The following is a 16269-nucleotide window of genomic DNA, read 5'->3' on the forward strand; positions in this document are numbered from 1 at the left end:
TCATGGGTGTACTTAAAAAAACGCTAGAATTAGAATGCCTACCACAATTAGGGGTAGGCATTATTTACTCGCCTACAGTCGCCAAAATTAATTTCCCTAAGGGGTTAATTGATACTTTTGAAATAGAACCCCAAACACTGTGCATTAGAGACGAAAATGACAATTTGAAGGTACCGACAGAAGTTTTTGAAGAAATAAGCGAATTACCATATCATAAACTGGTGCATAGTATAGGGGCGCCTGTAGGAGGAAGCTTACTACCCAAAAATGACCAGTTGGCATTAATTAGATATGCAACGGCTCTTTTCGATAGTCCGTGGGTAACAGAACATCTTAGTTTTAATGCCACTACAGAATTTAACACTGGTTTTTTTCTTCCACCTTGTCAAACAGAAAAAGGGTTAGAATTAGTCATACGAAATATAAAGTATCTTCAAGATAAAATAGGAAAACCAATTGCTATTGAAACCGGAGTAAATTACCTAAAACCCAATAGTCATGAAATGAATGATGGAAGATTTGTCGCAGAATTGTGTAAAGAAACTGGATGTGGAGTATTATTAGACATTCATAATATTTTTGCCAACCAGTTAAATGGTCGTCAAAGCATCACAGATTTCTTAAAAGAAATACCATTAGAACATGTGATAGAAATGCATATTGCAGGAGGGACAGAATTAAATAATTTATGGATGGATTCTCATTCTGGACCTATAGATAAAAGGTTACTAGCTATAACAAAAGAAATTTTACCAGATCTTACTAATTTAAAAGCTGTTACTTATGAAATATTTGATTCTTATATTCCTGTAGTAGGTGATACCCTTATTATTTCTGAAATGGAAAAAGTAAGAGAGCTTTGGGAAAATAGAAAAGAGCAGTATCATATTCCTGAAGAAGAAAAATTACCAAAAACAGTATATAATATTCAAAACCTTAACCAGGAATTTGACCCTGTCGAATGGGAAAATATATTGGGTAATCATGTTATTGGCCGAATAGATGAACATAATGTATTAAAGAATGAAGAAAGAATTAAAATATATCAAAAATTAATAAAAGAATTTAGAGCTTCTATGGTAGCTCGAATATTTAAACTTACTACACGGTATATGATGTTGGTGTTAGGGATGGAAGTATTTGCTGCAATTCTTAATGATTTTTGGAAACAATATCCACCAGAACAACTAAGTCATAAAGAAGCTAAGAATTTTGCCGCTTATCTATTACATAAAGATTATAAACTTCCTTGGTTAGACCGATTACTTAATTATGAAGTTGCTGTACTTGATACTTTGATGGATGAAACTCTTAGAGTCGTTACATTTGATGCAGATCCTACACCTATGTTTAATGCGCTTTCTCAAGGAAAACTACCAGAAAAGATAGGAGATTTGGGAGATTATGAGGTTGAAATTACTCCAGAGACTTCTACTACGAACTGGATGGTGATATAATGCTAAAAATAAAGTATCTACACAAGATATTTACGGTAATTATTTTGGGTTGTTTTTTTTATAATGTTTTCTATAAGAAAGAGTTAAAAGGAACTTTCTGTAAAAACAAAGAAAAAACGTTTCTACTTAATTCTCACGAATTTAGTACCTTTAGGTTTGATATTTATTACACGATATCACTAAAACCTAAATATTAACTCAATTTAAATTACTCTTAAACCAATGAAAAAAAACATCATGTTAATGCTGTTGGTGTATTGCACCATGAGCATTTCTCTTTTTGCGCAAAAAAGTAATAAAGAGCTCGCCAATGAATACCTGAACCTAAAAGGTGAAGTAATTTTTAGCTTCACAATCAACAACAAAACAGAATTAAGTACTATTACCAAAGAATTAGCTATTGTTCATTTTGATGAAAATACCAATAGTGTTAAAGTAATGGCAAATAAAAGCCAGTTTTCTTCTTTCTTACAAAAAAATGTTCCTTTTACCCTCACTTCAGAAGATAATATCGTAGGGTATAGAACCATGACCTCTGATCTAGCGATAAAAGCAGCTACGTTTCCTCTTATCGCATATCCCACATATGCTGATTATGTAACAATGATGAATGATTTTGCTACTAATAATCCATCTTTATGTAAAGTAGAAAATATTGGAGCTACGGGAGAAGGGGATAAATCGATATTATTTGTAAAATTATCAGATAATGTAGACCAAAACGAGCAGGAACCTCGAGTAATGTATACATCATCTATGCATGGTGATGAGATTGCAGGATTTCCTATGATGCTTAATCTTATTGATTATTTACTAGGTGCTTATAATAATACAAGTCATCCAAAACATGCCGAGATCAAAAATCTTTTGGATAATAATGAAGTTTGGATTAATCCATTGGCAAATCCTGATGGTACATATCGCAATAGTGCTAATAACACATCTGTAGCTAATGCTACCCGAGGAAATGCAAATAATGTAGATTTAAACAGAAATTATCCCGATCCCGATGATGGAGCGCATCCAGATGGTAACAGTTATCAGACAGAAACTGTCGCTTTTATGAATTTTGCAGGTACCAAACATTTTGTATTGTCTGCTAATTTTCATGGAGGAATAGAATTAATCAATTATCCATGGGATACCTATGCAGGAGCACATCCCGATGAGGATTACTTCATTTATGTATCTAAAGAATACAGAGATCACTGTCAGGCTAATAGTCCTGCTGGATATTTTACCGGACAAAATAATGGTATCACAAATGGCTATGCCTGGTATGAGGTACAAGGAGGTAGACAGGATTACCAGATATATAATCATAAAGGAAGAGAAGTAACGGTTGAATTGTCCAACAATAAAACCCCTCCTGCTAATCAATTGGTAAATTATTGGAACTATAACAGAGAAGCTCTTCTGGCATTTTTGAAACAAGTAAATTATGGTATTCGTGGTGTAGTAACTGATGCATCGACCAACCAGTCAATACAAGCTAAAGTAACTATTGTAGGTCGTGAGAGTTATGATTCCTGGGTACCAACAGAATTGCCAGAAGGAGATTATTACAGACCAATAAAAGCAGGGACTTATGATATTTTATATGAAGCAGAATGTTATGAATCACTTACTTTAACCGGAGTAACAGTAGCAGACTATGCTACAGTGGTTAAAAATGTTCAGTTAACTCCAATAGGTGGAGTAGCACCAACAGGATTAGCGGCTTCAAATATACAACCTACAACAGCAACATTAAACTGGAATGCTAATTCTGGAGCTACATATGATGTAAGATATCGTGCTACAGGAAGCTCGAATTGGACTACTTTATCATCAAATACTAATACAATTAATATAACCGGGTTAACCGCTTCAACTCAATATGAAACTCAGGTAAGAAGTAATTGTGCAGGAGGAGCAAGTTCTCCTTATAGCCCTTTAATAAACTTTACAACTACAGCTACTCAAGCCTGTACAGGAATAAATAGTTTTCCTTATACAGAAAGTTTTGAGACCGGTTTAGGGCTTTGGACAAATGCTACCGGAGATGATATTGATTGGACAAGAGATTCTGGAGGAACTTCTTCATCTTCTACAGGACCTTCGTCGGCTCAGGATGGTACGTTTTATCTATATACCGAAGCTTCTACAAATGTTACACCACCAGGAAGTCCAAATAAGACAGCACTTCTTAATAGCCCCTGTATTGATTTAGCAACTCTTTCTGGGATTTCTTTAGAATTTGGATATCATATGTATGGATCAAATATGGGAAGCATGGAAGTCTTAGTGAGTACAGATGATGGAGCTAATTATACATCATTATGGACAAAGAGTGGAGACCTGGGGAATAGTTGGAACCAAGCAACAATTGATCTTACCGCATATGCGGGATCGGTCATAAAACTGCAATTTAAAGGTACTACTGGATCAAGTTTTAGAAGTGATATGGCAATAGATAATATTAGCATAAAATCTTCTGCTCCTGATACAGAAGCTCCTTCTGTGCCAACAGGACTCACGACATCGTCGGTTACTTCGACTACTATTGGGTTATCCTGGAATGCTTCGACAGATAATATAGGAGTATCTGGATATGAAGTATACCAAGGGACTACTTTGGTTACTACCGCAACAGGTACAAGTTATACCGTTACTGGGTTAACTCCTAATACCAGCTATACTTTTTCTGTAAAAGCTAAAGACGCAGCAGGGAATACTTCTGCATCTAGTAACACAGTTAGTGCTACCACATCAGACACTTCAATTACATATTGTACTTCTAAAGGGAATAATGTAAATTATGAATATATCGATTATGTAGAGTTAGGTGGTATTACAAATGCAACAGCGGCAAATGCGGGCTATGGAGATTTTACTAATTTAGTTGCAAATATCGGAATCGGAACAAATACAATTATAGTGAGCGCCGGTTTTGTAAATACGGCATACAGAGAATATTGGAGTGTTTGGATTGATTATAACCATGATGGTACTTTTGATGCAGCAGAGCAGATTGTATCAAATTTATCCAATAGTAGTGCTAATCAATCTTTTAACTTTGATGTTCCTACTACAGCTGTAGCGGGTAATACAAGAATGCGTGTGTCTATGAAATACAGTACAGCATCTGGGCCATGTGATACCTTTACCTATGGAGAAGTAGAAGATTATACTGTAAATATTAGCACTGCTTTACTTTCTAAAGGAGATAAACCTTCTTTAATAAATGATTTAGTACTATATCCAAATCCGATAAAAGACGGAGTGTTATTTATAAAAAATGTAAATCAAAAAAATGTGTCCTTTAAAATCGTTAACTATATGGGGCAAACAGTAATGCAAGATCAATTATCTGTTAATAAAATCAATGTAGCACGTTTATCTAATGGAATGTACTTTATAGAAGTTAACACGGGTAATGAAACGATTACCAAAAAGTTTATTATAACTAAGTAATTTTATATACATAATAAAGGCTTCCGGAGAATTATATTTCCGGAAGCTTTTTTGATTGAAGTATGGATTATATTTAGATTCTTTTTAATTCAATATTCCTAATACTATAGCTAATGGTTAGCAATATCACTACCAGAATAGCAATACCGCCGAGATAGCTATATTGGTGATGTAAGCCGCCAAAATAATCTGTAAATGGTATTGCATTAATATTAGCATAGGTGATCATAAAGAATAAGATTTCAAATAATTTCTTTCCTTTGGTTAAAATCCCAGTTAGAACAGCAAGCGAAACAATAAAAATCCCACCTAATATAATAGAAGTAATATGCATAAAATCAAGCTGTATCATATACCTTAATAATAGAGGTAAAGCAAGTAAAAGAGCCAATAAAATACCAGATAATACTTGAGATAACAAAAGTCTTTTAAGCGGTTGATATGAAGCAAAAGTAAAGAAGTGTGTGCTAAATATTCGCTCTTTGGTTACCAAAGAAGACCATCTGCTTACTTGCAAGAACCATAGTATGGGCAATATCATTTGATGAGCAATAGATAGAGGAGCAAAACATAACCCCAACATACCCGCAATATTTAATATCCATAACCATTTATATCCACTTCGTACCAATAATATAAATTCGGTTTTTATAAGAGGCAATATTTTAAATGAGAGAGCAACTTTTGGAAGTATAGAAATGTCGATATCATTATCAATTTTGGTTTGTAAGAGCGTTTTTTTACTTTTTAATTGAAATCGTTCTTTCACTTTAAATCTATGAAAAAACAAAGAGGCAAGGCCAAGTAAAAGAATTCCGAAAATGATCCATCCTATACGACTTAAAATATAACCTATAGGAAAATCTACTCCATCAAAAAGAAAATGATTAGCTTCAGATACATTTCCTAATACAAATCCAATGTTTAGCCCACCTAAATCTTCTTGACCAACAGTACTTCTTACCGTTTCTTCCATTTGAGATGTAATGATCTTAGTACCAAATGCATCCAAATAAAAATTCTTTGATGTATCATCGGTAGAGCCAGAAAGGGCCATTATCGAAAAAAGAAAGAAAAATAGAACATTCTGAAGTATAGATTTTTGAATGAAAAAGACTTCAAATAATACTGCCAGTACTGAAATGAAAAACAATGATGGAATAACAATAATACTATATGGAGTAATGAATTGAAGTATTTCAAAAGAAAACCCTTCATTATATAAGAAGAATAGTATAATGCTCATTATAAATATAATAATCGCTATAGTACATAAGACTAAAAAGTTACTAATTGTTTTAGATAATAGGTATCCAAAATTTGAAACTCTTGTAGTAGCTATGATCTGACCTACTTTACTATTGATGTCATTTTTAATTGTGCCGTTAACTAGGTAAAAACCGACTAAAGAAAGAAAAATACTGGTCATGAGTGCTGTTACATAACCAATCCAGGAGGAGTTGTAAAAACCCAGGTAATCTCCGATTCGAATGGTAGAATAACTTGCACCCGGAGCAGGGATAAATGAATACGCTACAGCAAGACTAATGCATAGAGTAATCAAAAAAGCGTAGCTACGGGTACGTTGTAAATAATCTGATTTTATTATCGTTATAAAGTTTTTCATAAGTCAATTGTGTTATTTTTTAGTAGTGTAGAGATAAGCATCCTCTAAGGTTGCTTCACATGGTATTGCAGATGCTATTGATGTGTCAGAGATGTATCGTACCGTAACCGTATCTTTTTTTCGAATAGTATTTAGAACAATATGTTGTTTTATAAAATTGGGAGTATCTTCTTTATTCATTGTTATTTCATATACTTTATTTTTTACGTTGTTGATAATAGCTTTTTGATTTCCCTGGCATAATAACCGACCTTCTTTCATTATAGCTACCTGATCTGCTATGGTATCAATATCAGAAACAATATGTGAAGACAAAATAACAATACAATCATTGGCTAATTCTGAAATTAAATTTCTAAAACGTACACGTTCTTCGGGATCCAAACCAACGGTCGGTTCATCAAATAATAATATTTTAGGGTGATTAAGTAATGCCTGGGCGATCCCGATACGTTGTTTCATTCCTCCAGAGTAATTTCCAATAGGTTTTTTGGCCACTTCGGTTAAGTTTAATCCTTCTAGAAGAAAAGCAATTCTTTGCTTTAATTGTGATCCTCCGATACCTTTTAGCGCAGCCATGTATTCTAAGAATTCATAAGCATTCAAGTTGGGATATACTCCAAAATCTTGTGGTAGATACCCTAGTTGTTTCCGCATATAATTTGGATCTTTTACAACATTGTTTTTGTTTAATAAGATGCTTCCATTTGAAGGTTTACTAATTGTAGCGATCATTTTTAATAATGTAGATTTTCCTGCACCATTAGGACCAAGTAATCCTAAAATACCATTCTCGATGTTAAGGGTATATTCTTTTAGACCATATTTATTGCTATTGTATTTTTTGGATACGTTTTGTATATCTAGTTTCATATTGTTATTGTTTTAGAGGTTTTGATATGTCTTTATAATTCACCTTTTTAGATTGCAACAAAAGTTTTTATTATGCTAATAATACATAGTACAATAAGAAGGCATAAGTTTACAATTGATTCCATATTGATTGATTTTTGAATTAACACTTCAAAAGTGAGGGTAAGTCAATACATTAAAAAGAAAGAATGATCAATGTGCCTGATTTAATGATCAATAGTATAAAGGTGAGTTTTTTCCCTTTATCAGTATATTGAAGACGTTTACAATCAAAAGAGCTCCTTTGATCATTAATATCTGTGTTTTAGAAGCATTTTCTATTATTTTTGAGGACATTTAAAGAAAAAATATGTCCAAATTAGATCAATGGATAGATAATCGTTTTGTACAGAATCTTGTGGTATGGCTTTTTACTGCATTAATTCTTGCAATGTCAATTCAGTCAGAAAACAGACTTCTTACTGCTATATGGGTAACCCTATATCTTATTGTTCCTGTGTATATAAACAACCTAAAAATACTACCACTATTTAACAGAAAAAATAAACTTTTGGGAATTGGACTTTTTTGTCTAAATGCTTTTTTGTTTAGTAGTATTGCTGTTTTTTTTATGAGTAAGCAGTTTGAGAAATTCGAATGGCAGATGCTATATAATCTTTTCTCTGTAATGGTTTTGGCCTTATTGTTTAGTTCAGCCATAAAAATTGCAAAAGATAGTTTTACTCGTAGGCAAGAAATAAAAGATGCAGAACTAAAATTATTAAAGGCACAATTAAATCCGCATTTTCTGTTTAATACATTAAATAATTTATATGGCTTATCGGTTGTAAACTCTGATAAACTACCAGGTTTAATGCTTAAGCTTTCAGATTTACTACGATATAGCTTATATGATACCAAAGAACAATTGGTGCCTTTGCAAAAAGAAATTCAATATTTACAAAATTATGTGTCTTTAGAACGTATACGTTTAGAAGATAGAACAAAGATAACCTTAAGTACTTCTGGTGAAATGAGCACTTTAAATATTGCTCCAATGCTTTTGATTGTGTTTGTAGAAAATGCTTTTAAGCATTTGGGAGTATCTAAGAAAGGAGAGAGTAGAGTAGTGATTACTACTCAGATAATCGAAGAGGAACTATTGTTTAGTTGTGTAAATACAGCTGATTACAAAAGTGATGATGAATCTAATCTCGAAAAGGGTAAAAGCGGTATTGGTTTGCAAAATGCAAAAAAACGATTGACCCTGATATATCCAGAAAGATATACCTTGAATATTAATAAAAAAGAAGAAGAGTTCGAAGTTCAATTAACCATAAAATTATAAATGGAGATTTTAAAATGCATTATTGCCGATGATGAGCCTATTGCTCGTCAGATATTAGAAAACTATATTGAGCAAATCCCCAATTTAGAAGTATTAGCATCTTGTAAAGATGCTTTTGAGGTTATGAAAATTCTTCAAAATCAATCTGCTGATATTCTTTTTTTAGATATTAATATGCCAAAATTATCAGGTTTAAGTTTGTTAAAAACAATGCAGAAACGACCAGATGTAATTATCACAACTGCATATCCAGAGTACGCTATTGAAGGTTTTGAACTATCGGTAACAGATTATTTATTAAAACCTTTTTCATTAGAACGTTTTATCCAGGCGGTTACAAAAATTCAGAAAAAGGATATAACAGATATTACAGGAATACATCTTTCAGAAAAAGAAGAAGCAACAACTTCTATTTTTGTGAAAAGCGATAAGAAATTAATTAAGGTACTTTTTAAAGATATTCAATACATAGAAGCGTATGGTAATTATATTAAGATCTTTACCGATACTATGATTTTAACGCCCAATACATTATCAGATTTTTTTGATAAACTTCCTAAAGATGATTTTATAAGAATTCATAAATCGTATGTCATTAATTTTAATGAATTAAAACTAATAGAAGGCAACCAGTTAATACTTAACAATGCTACTACTTTACCTATTGGTAAATCCTATCGAAAACTGGTTTTAGATAAAATAGATGGAATGTAGAATATTTATTTAATACTAAATTTTATTTTATGCACTTTTGGTAAGATATGAGAACTTATAGTATCTGTAATTTCGCTATCAAATAGCCTGTCTAAATTATTACCTGCTAAATCTTCAATGTGAGGTTGTAACAAAATATTATAATTTCCTTTTTTCCAAGGGTGTAATGGGGTGAAGAACATGGTTGATTCATGATCGGTAAATTGCCAGTTTCCATTAATTTTTTCTCCTTTTGTATTTATAACGGTAATACTGTTTTGTGTACTACCATAATCTAGAGGTTCATGGCATGAAATTAATAAGCGGGATTTAGAATTTACTTTCGGAGCTTGTATTTTCCATGAATTTATATCGGGTTTTATACGATCGGCATTAGTAATCTGAAATGAGTGAATAAAATTGTCATGCATGGATATTCCATTTATGTCCTTCAACTTTTTTAAAACTACGAGTTTATATGAGTTTTCATTTTTAAAAACCGGACCTAGTTGCTTATTAGGTATTAAATCTCGTTTTTGGCGCCCAGGCTCTACCCAAACAGTTAACAATTTTCCATGATTACTAATGAGTGCGTTCTCTAGTGATAAAGCAGCTCTGGGTAATGTATCTCCTACAGCATTTATGAATCGAATGTGGTCATAAATATGGGTTTCATTAATAGGGTGAGAGAATTGAATATACCATTTTAAGAGATTGGAGGGAAGAGTTTTTGCAGAAGGGTAAATCGACGTTACAGAAAGGTATTCGTATTCTTCAGGAATATCAAGTACGAAATATTCTATTGTATCACCATATACTACCGTATATTTTTGATTCCAACCAAAAGGTATTAATGGAGTAAAACGTATCGATGTTTTTTCCTCGATCAGTTTACCTAATACCGGATTTATACTAGAAAACTCATCTTTAGGAATCTCACCTCTATAGACATAGAAATTTCCCGATGTTTTTACATCTTTTTTTACAGTAATATATTCTTTATTAAAAGTAAATTCTGGAGATGTTTGAGAATAAATCTCCAGAACAGTAAAAAATACTATTACAACAAATAATACAAACCTTACCGGTGCTGTTATTTCTCGAGCCACCAGCTATTTCCTTTTTTCAAAGTAAGGTTTCCACTAGATTCTCTTTGAACGATAAGAAAACCAGAACCTCCAAATTTGTCTAACTGTTGTACATTAACATAAGGTAGGTTTACATAACTTACTCCTTCTGCAGCCCCTTTTTTAATAACCGGAGTAGTAAGAGAACCATTGTAGGACTCTAGGTCAGTAAATTCCATTTTCATGAGAGGTCTGTTGTTATTGGCTATAAGTAAGTATCGTTGCCCTCCGTTTTCAATTTCTACCATATCTACAGGACTGTTACCACTTCCTAATTCTGCAATAGTTCTACCTTTATTATGTTTTCCGGGCTTGATATCATTCATAGGAAAAATGACAAGAGGAGTACAGGTATAGCCAGCAACGATATGAGAACTACCTTTTATTTTAGTGGAGATAAATGCTTTTATAGGAGCATGAGTTTCATATTGCCCGTGAGCAGCATGATAAATCTCTAAAGAACCATAATCTTGTTTATCTGTAAAAGGAAAATCAACTGATCTAAAAGTAGAAGCAAATTCTTTATTACTTAAGCCAGAAAGCAATACTTTGCCAGAAGTATACTTAATATCTGCAACTGCCCACTTACGAAGTTTTCGACCTCGCTTATCCTTGGCTTCTTTATCGACTGGGTCGATTAATGAAGTTTTGCTGTGAGATATGTTATCCAGAGAAACTTTTTTTAGCGTATTATTTTCAATACGAAATAATACCACATTACCCGAACTATGATGAACAGAGAGATAAATATTATCATTTTCTGGGTTAACTGCCATATCCGTAATTTGTATTTGATCGATAGCAGTACCCAGCATATCAGCAATTAATTTATCAAGAAAATCAATTTTTACTGCGCTATTATCAACTTTTGGATGGGTACTTAGGTCTATTGCGACAATTTGTGCAGATTTGCTATCACCAATAAACAAAATACCTTCTGGTCCAAAGGTCATCGAATTAATAGAAGTAATACCGGGATTCCCGGTTTTAAAATCTACTTTTAAAGAAGAATTAGCCAGTATAGAACTTTCTAAAAAAGAAAGGATCAATAAAAGAACGAACGTTATTAATGTTTTCATAATGATTGATTTATAGAATGATCAAAGTTCTTAAATGTAGGAAAAAAGTACTATGCCTACAGTTAAAGAAATGCCAATATGAAATGCAATTTTTTAAACTATTTTGGTGGCATTATTTTTGTTGCTGTACAATTCATGAATTTGATCTTTTAAAAAGAAAGATTCTTTTTTTAGTGATATATTATGATTGCATTAAAAACTAAAGAATTTTTAGGAACAACAACAGAACATTTTTCTTTTGGAAACTATGACATTTCTATGGTGAAATACCATAAACCGGTTTCAGAAGATTGGCATTCTCATGAAAAATATCATCTTTCTTTGGTTTTGCAAGGCGGTAATTTAGAATCTCGAAAGGGAGAAGATATTCAGATTTTTCCGGGAAGTATTGTATTATATGATAAGTTAGAGGTTCATCGTAATAGGCATACTGCATTTCCGTCTGAGAATTTAAATATAGAAATCGATGATTCTTTTTTTATAAAAAATGAATTGTCAACTTTAGATTTTAGGACTTCTATTCTTAAAAATACTGCAGTCCAGTTTCAACTATTAAAAATATATAAGGAATTAAAGATTGACGATACATCTTCTTCAGATTCGATTCATTCATCATTACTTACATTATTTTCTGGATATCATAAAATGACTGATTATAAACCTATTTGGGTTGATACTATTCGAGAATTGTTATGCGACAGATGGGATGAATTTATTACACTAAAGGAATTATCAGAAAAAGTACAGATACATCCAGTTACAATTTCCAGGTATTTTTCAAAATATTTTAATTGTACATTGGGAGAGTATATGCGTAGGATTAAAATAGAAAAAGCAATTTTATTTTTAAAACATACAAACAAGTCGCTTACCGAAATTACATTCCTTTGTGGTTTTTCTGACCAAAGTCATTTTTCTAAAACCTTTAAGCTTTGTACTGGGTTCAAACCCAATGAATTTAGGCGAATATAGAGAAATGTATTCTAGAGGTTAATTTCATCCTATTTTTCATAGATTTTTCTTTATTAATTTACATCAGGTAAAAAATCACCTACCAATAATTAATAATTCAACTTTCATGAAACAAGCAGTATTACAGAAAAGTAAAATAGTAATCGCATTTCTTTTCATTACAACATCTTTTTTTGCCCAATCTAATAATGAAATCATTAAAGAAGCACAAAAATTATTAGAAGAAAACTATATCTTTTTGGATAAAGCAAAAGAAACTAATGCTCATTTGGATGCATTGATGAAAAAAGGTGTTTTTTATAATCAATCCCCAAAAGATTTTGCCAAAACACTCACCCAGGAATTACGAAAAATCACAAAAGACAAGCATCTACGTTTTTTATCTCCCAGACCGCCAGAACAATCCAAAAAAGATACAAAAGCTTCTTTCATACAGAACCTATCTAGATATAGACCTCCTATGCTTAGAGGATTTAAGCTTATGAAATCTAATATTGGCTATATCGACCTTGCTTTTTTTGGTGGTTCTGAGGAACATTTGGCAAAAATAGATCAGGTAATGAATGATATGCTTGTTGCAGATGCTATAATTATAGATATGAGAAGAAATGGTGGTGGAAGCCCGACCACGGTAAATTATTTATCGAGTTACTTCTTTAACGAGAAGTTATTACTAAATACTATTTATTCTCGTGCCAATGATCATACCGAAGAATTATGGGTAGCAGATGTAAAAGGAATTAAAAGGCCTAAGGTGCCTGTTTATATACTTACCAGTGATTATACATTTTCTGGTGCTGAAGATTTTTCGTATACCATGCAAAGTAGAGGTAGAGCTACTGTAATAGGAGAAGTTACGGGAGGAGGAGCACACCCAACCAGAGGTTTTTCTTTACCAAATGGGTTTAGGATTGCAATACCTTTTGCAAGAACAATAAATCCGGTTACCAAGACGAACTGGGAAGGTGTTGGGGTACAACCCGATATAAAAATATCTGCAAATAAGGCCTTAGAAAAAGCAAAAAAACTAGCATCAACAAAAGCTGTGACCTATAGAGATTCATTTTTTGAGCCTTTAGAAAAAACTCTTACAACCATAGAAAACGGTAAAGCAATAAGCCAAGAATCTAAGAATGCCATATACAAGCAACTTGTTTTATTAACTCAAACTGGTATGATAAATGAAAGTGAGATTAATGCAATGGGGTATTATTATTTACAAAACAATAAACCAGAAACATCTGTAGCTATTTTTGAATCAAATACTCAATTATTTCCAGATTCTGCAAATGCCTGGGATAGTCTTGCAGAAAGTTATTTGGGACTGGAAAACAAAGAAAAAGCAATCGAATATTATCAAAAAGCTATTGAAATGGATCCTAAAGGAGGAGTAGGAGAAAACGCAAAAGAAATGCTAAAAAGAATTAAGTCACAATAGCATAATGTAAAATAATTCATATGTGATTATCACAAAAATCACAAACAAAACACTAACTAAGTTCTATATTACAGAACTTAGTTAGTGTTTTGTTTTTATATTCAAACCCTATATGGTATCCAATACTTAAATCTTAAGTATGAATTCACTAAAATAGAAGGGGAGAAAAATGTAACTATTTCTCTTTATAATCAATAATATCTTTTATTTCTACTCCCATATAATCGGCGATTTTCTTTAGCCGCTCAAAATCTTTTACCAGATCTTTTCGCTTAACCACATAATCCCCTGCTTGCGGACTAACTCCTAAAGCTTTAGATATACCGTATACCGTTTTGGCTCCTTTACTTTTTTTAAGGAGCCTTTTTAATTTTTTATTAACCATAATGACAAACATACATATAACATTTGATTAATCAAATAAATTTTTATTAAAAAAATATTTGATTATTAAAAAAATGTTTGTATATTCGTTGCATACAAATTCAAATCATCGAACTATGAAACTTTTATTTGCAACAGTACTATTTTGCGTATCTATAGGAAATGCAACCCCTTCTAAAACAGAGCCTGTCACTGATAAAAAGGAAAAAACAGAACGTAAGAAAGATGTTGAAGAGAAGGCATCAAAAAATAAAAATGTTCATTCTCTGAAAAAATGGAAAATGACGATTGAATATGTTAATGGAAATACAATATCAAAGACAATTGTTGTGAGTAAAAACTCACGCCTAAGTGCATTACAAACTGCTTTTGAAGAAGCAGATAAGCACCTAAAGAATATAAAAAATGTAAAAGATTATAGTATCTCTCCTGTAACGAGTTCTTATGTGCTCTTAGCAGGTGATTAAGAATTAATCAATAACCCCTGAACTTACCTATTTTGATAAAAAAAGAAGCCGCATTGTGTGGCTTCTTTTTTTATGAGTACAATAGTATTCTGTATAGACAATACATAGCAAGATTTTTAATACTCTAGTGATTTAATGTGTAACTATTTTTGAACATATTCGTCATATTTTAAACGACCAAAATGTCATCAAAACTTCAACACATAATAAAGTATACCTGGATAGGTCTTGTTGCCTTATGTTTGTTGATATATTTTATTTATCCAGCTCAGTTTACAAAAGAAAAAATCGCTTCTTTTGTTGGGCAGTTTCATAAATACGCTTGGATGGCTTATTTTTTAATACATGTTGTAAGAGGTTTCATTTTGTTGCCTAGTACACCTTTAATTTTTGCGGGGGTGTTATTATTTCCTGATAATTTAGTTTGGGTACTTGTTATTTCTTTACTAGGGATTCTTACATCATCACTACTAATCTACTTTTTTTCGAATACATTAGGTTTTTCTAAGGTATTTGAAAAAAATAATACCAAATTCAATCTTATAGAGAATAGATTATTAAGTAAAAATGGCTATCTATATATTATCCTCTGGTCTTTTTTACCAATAGTACCTACAGATTTAATTTGTTACTTATCTGGTGCAATTAAAATCAAAATTCCTGTATTTATAGCTTCTATTTTATTAGGAGAATTGGTTTTATGTTCAATTTATATCTTTGGAAGTGCGTTTATCATCAATTGAAAATCAATCATAATCAAAAAATCATGTCAAACTTTTTCACAATTACTGCTTTAAAAAACTTAAAACAAACAGGAAGTTTATTTCGAAGTTCTAAAACATTAGCAAATAAACTTATTGAACCTTTGGATAGGAATAAAGATTTAGTAGTGATTGAGTTAGGTGCTGGAGATGGAATTATTACAAAGCAAATTTTAAATAAAATAGGAATGAATTCTTACCTACACTCTTTTGAAATAAACCTTTCCTTTGTCCCTATATTAAAGACTATAAATGATGAGCGCTTAACCATACACAATACATGCGTATCAAATTTGGCTACTATTTTTTCTGAAAATAAAGTAGATTTTGTAGTCTCTTGTTTGCCTTTGGCTAATATTGAACACGCATTTAAAAAGCAATTAATTGAAGATGTAAAATTTATACTTAAAGATAGCGGAAGCCTTATTCAATATCAATATTCTAAAAAGGATTTAGAATTCTTAAAAAACAATTTTACAGATACAAGCACAACACTTTGTATTAAAAATATTCCACCAGCGTTTATTTATAATTGCAAAAACTAAATGCCATTAGTTTTTTGGCGTAATGCATATTACACTATAATTCTATTTCAGAACAACAATACA

General features: G+C 31.7%; 14 protein-coding genes. 9 read left to right on the forward strand and 5 right to left on the reverse strand.

What is annotated here, in order from left to right; genetic code table 11:
- Window positions 1–2 precede the first annotated feature (2 nt).
- Window positions 3–1457 (forward strand): DUF692 domain-containing protein, encoded by a 1455-nt coding sequence (locus ATO12_RS01945; protein WP_051575532.1) that lies wholly within the window; start codon window positions 3–5, stop codon window positions 1455–1457.
- A 222-nt stretch (window positions 1458–1679) separates the two neighbouring features.
- Complete coding sequence (locus ATO12_RS24530) at window positions 1680–4913, forward strand: M14 family zinc carboxypeptidase (RefSeq protein WP_081801938.1); 3234 nt, start codon at window positions 1680–1682, stop codon at window positions 4911–4913.
- A 73-nt stretch (window positions 4914–4986) separates the two neighbouring features.
- On the opposite strand, the gene ATO12_RS01960 is transcribed toward ATO12_RS24530, so the two are convergent.
- Together ATO12_RS01960 and ATO12_RS01965 are read right to left on the reverse strand one after the other, a co-directional pair.
- A complete protein-coding gene (locus tag ATO12_RS01960) occupies window positions 4987–6540 on the reverse strand; it encodes a hypothetical protein (RefSeq protein ID WP_034238155.1) in 1554 nt (517 codons plus the stop codon).
- Window positions 6541–6552: 12 nt separating this feature from the next.
- Window positions 6553–7413: an ABC transporter ATP-binding protein gene (locus tag ATO12_RS01965; protein ID WP_034238156.1), complete on the reverse strand. Its 861-nt coding sequence runs from the start codon at window positions 7411–7413 to the stop codon at window positions 6553–6555.
- A gap of 349 nt (window positions 7414–7762) precedes the next feature.
- On the opposite strand from ATO12_RS01965, the gene ATO12_RS01970 reads away from it, so the two are divergent.
- Complete coding sequence (locus ATO12_RS01970; RefSeq protein WP_034238157.1) at window positions 7763–8740, forward strand: sensor histidine kinase; 978 nt, start codon at window positions 7763–7765, stop codon at window positions 8738–8740.
- Window positions 8741–9454: a LytR/AlgR family response regulator transcription factor gene (locus ATO12_RS01975; protein WP_034238160.1), complete on the forward strand. Its 714-nt coding sequence runs from the start codon at window positions 8741–8743 to the stop codon at window positions 9452–9454. It begins immediately after the preceding gene.
- Window positions 9455–9459: 5 nt separating this feature from the next.
- On the opposite strand, the gene ATO12_RS01980 is transcribed toward ATO12_RS01975, so the two are convergent.
- Both ATO12_RS01980 and ATO12_RS01985 read right to left on the reverse strand, forming a co-directional pair.
- A complete protein-coding gene (locus ATO12_RS01980; RefSeq protein ID WP_034238161.1) occupies window positions 9460–10542 on the reverse strand; it encodes a PH domain-containing protein in 1083 nt (360 codons plus the stop codon).
- Entirely contained in the window at window positions 10527–11639 is a 1113-nt protein-coding gene (locus ATO12_RS01985; protein WP_034238163.1) for a hypothetical protein, read from the reverse strand. Before ATO12_RS01985 ends, ATO12_RS01980 begins: the two co-directional genes overlap by 16 nt.
- A gap of 183 nt (window positions 11640–11822) precedes the next feature.
- Here ATO12_RS01985 and ATO12_RS01990 point away from each other — a divergent pair, with 183 nt between their 5' ends.
- Together ATO12_RS01990 and ATO12_RS01995 are read left to right on the forward strand one after the other, a co-directional pair.
- A complete protein-coding gene (locus ATO12_RS01990; RefSeq protein WP_034238165.1) occupies window positions 11823–12611 on the forward strand; it encodes a helix-turn-helix transcriptional regulator in 789 nt (262 codons plus the stop codon).
- A 106-nt stretch (window positions 12612–12717) separates the two neighbouring features.
- Window positions 12718–14049, forward strand: a complete 1332-nt coding sequence (locus ATO12_RS01995) for a S41 family peptidase (protein ID WP_051575534.1) — start codon at window positions 12718–12720, stop codon at window positions 14047–14049.
- 175 nt (window positions 14050–14224) lie between these two features.
- On the opposite strand, the gene ATO12_RS02000 is transcribed toward ATO12_RS01995, so the two are convergent.
- Window positions 14225–14446: a hypothetical protein gene (locus ATO12_RS02000; protein WP_131248749.1), complete on the reverse strand. Its 222-nt coding sequence runs from the start codon at window positions 14444–14446 to the stop codon at window positions 14225–14227.
- Between the two features lie 103 nt (window positions 14447–14549).
- Between ATO12_RS02000 and ATO12_RS02005 the strand changes: the two genes are divergently transcribed.
- The 3 genes from ATO12_RS02005 (at window position 14550) to ATO12_RS02015 (ending at window position 16206) form a co-directional block, all read left to right on the forward strand.
- Window positions 14550–14900 carry a hypothetical protein gene (locus ATO12_RS02005; RefSeq protein ID WP_034238169.1) on the forward strand — a complete coding sequence of 117 codons (351 nt, stop codon included), beginning with the start codon at window positions 14550–14552 and terminating at the stop codon, window positions 14898–14900.
- A 182-nt stretch (window positions 14901–15082) separates the two neighbouring features.
- Window positions 15083–15643: a TVP38/TMEM64 family protein gene (locus ATO12_RS02010; RefSeq protein ID WP_034238171.1), complete on the forward strand. Its 561-nt coding sequence runs from the start codon at window positions 15083–15085 to the stop codon at window positions 15641–15643.
- 23 nt (window positions 15644–15666) lie between these two features.
- Window positions 15667–16206: a class I SAM-dependent methyltransferase gene (locus ATO12_RS02015; RefSeq protein ID WP_165583309.1), complete on the forward strand. Its 540-nt coding sequence runs from the start codon at window positions 15667–15669 to the stop codon at window positions 16204–16206.
- Window positions 16207–16269: the final 63 nt, after the last annotated feature.

Origin of the sequence: Aquimarina atlantica (assembly GCF_000626715.1) — a bacterium.
GTDB classification, from domain to species: Bacteria; Bacteroidota; Bacteroidia; order Flavobacteriales; family Flavobacteriaceae; genus Aquimarina; species Aquimarina atlantica.

What these genes read in the sequence shown, in the direction of transcription:
- ATO12_RS01945 (WP_051575532.1), top strand. Translation starts at nt 3, where the DNA reads ATGGGTGTACTTAAAAAAACGCTAGAATTAGAATGCCTACCACAATTA.
- ATO12_RS24530 (WP_081801938.1), top strand. Translation starts at nt 1,680, where the DNA reads ATGAAAAAAAACATCATGTTAATGCTGTTGGTGTATTGCACCATGAGC.
- ATO12_RS01960 (WP_034238155.1), bottom strand. Translation starts at nt 6,540, where the DNA reads ATGAAAAACTTTATAACGATAATAAAATCAGATTATTTACAACGTACC.
- ATO12_RS01965 (WP_034238156.1), bottom strand. Translation starts at nt 7,413, where the DNA reads ATGAAACTAGATATACAAAACGTATCCAAAAAATACAATAGCAATAAA.
- ATO12_RS01970 (WP_034238157.1), top strand. Translation starts at nt 7,763, where the DNA reads ATGTCCAAATTAGATCAATGGATAGATAATCGTTTTGTACAGAATCTT.
- ATO12_RS01975 (WP_034238160.1), top strand. Translation starts at nt 8,741, where the DNA reads ATGGAGATTTTAAAATGCATTATTGCCGATGATGAGCCTATTGCTCGT.
- ATO12_RS01985 (WP_034238163.1), bottom strand. Translation starts at nt 11,639, where the DNA reads ATGAAAACATTAATAACGTTCGTTCTTTTATTGATCCTTTCTTTTTTA.
- ATO12_RS01990 (WP_034238165.1), top strand. Translation starts at nt 11,823, where the DNA reads ATGATTGCATTAAAAACTAAAGAATTTTTAGGAACAACAACAGAACAT.
- ATO12_RS01995 (WP_051575534.1), top strand. Translation starts at nt 12,718, where the DNA reads ATGAAACAAGCAGTATTACAGAAAAGTAAAATAGTAATCGCATTTCTT.
- ATO12_RS02000 (WP_131248749.1), bottom strand. Translation starts at nt 14,446, where the DNA reads ATGTTTGTCATTATGGTTAATAAAAAATTAAAAAGGCTCCTTAAAAAA.
- ATO12_RS02005 (WP_034238169.1), top strand. Translation starts at nt 14,550, where the DNA reads ATGAAACTTTTATTTGCAACAGTACTATTTTGCGTATCTATAGGAAAT.
- ATO12_RS02010 (WP_034238171.1), top strand. Translation starts at nt 15,083, where the DNA reads ATGTCATCAAAACTTCAACACATAATAAAGTATACCTGGATAGGTCTT.
- ATO12_RS02015 (WP_165583309.1), top strand. Translation starts at nt 15,667, where the DNA reads ATGTCAAACTTTTTCACAATTACTGCTTTAAAAAACTTAAAACAAACA.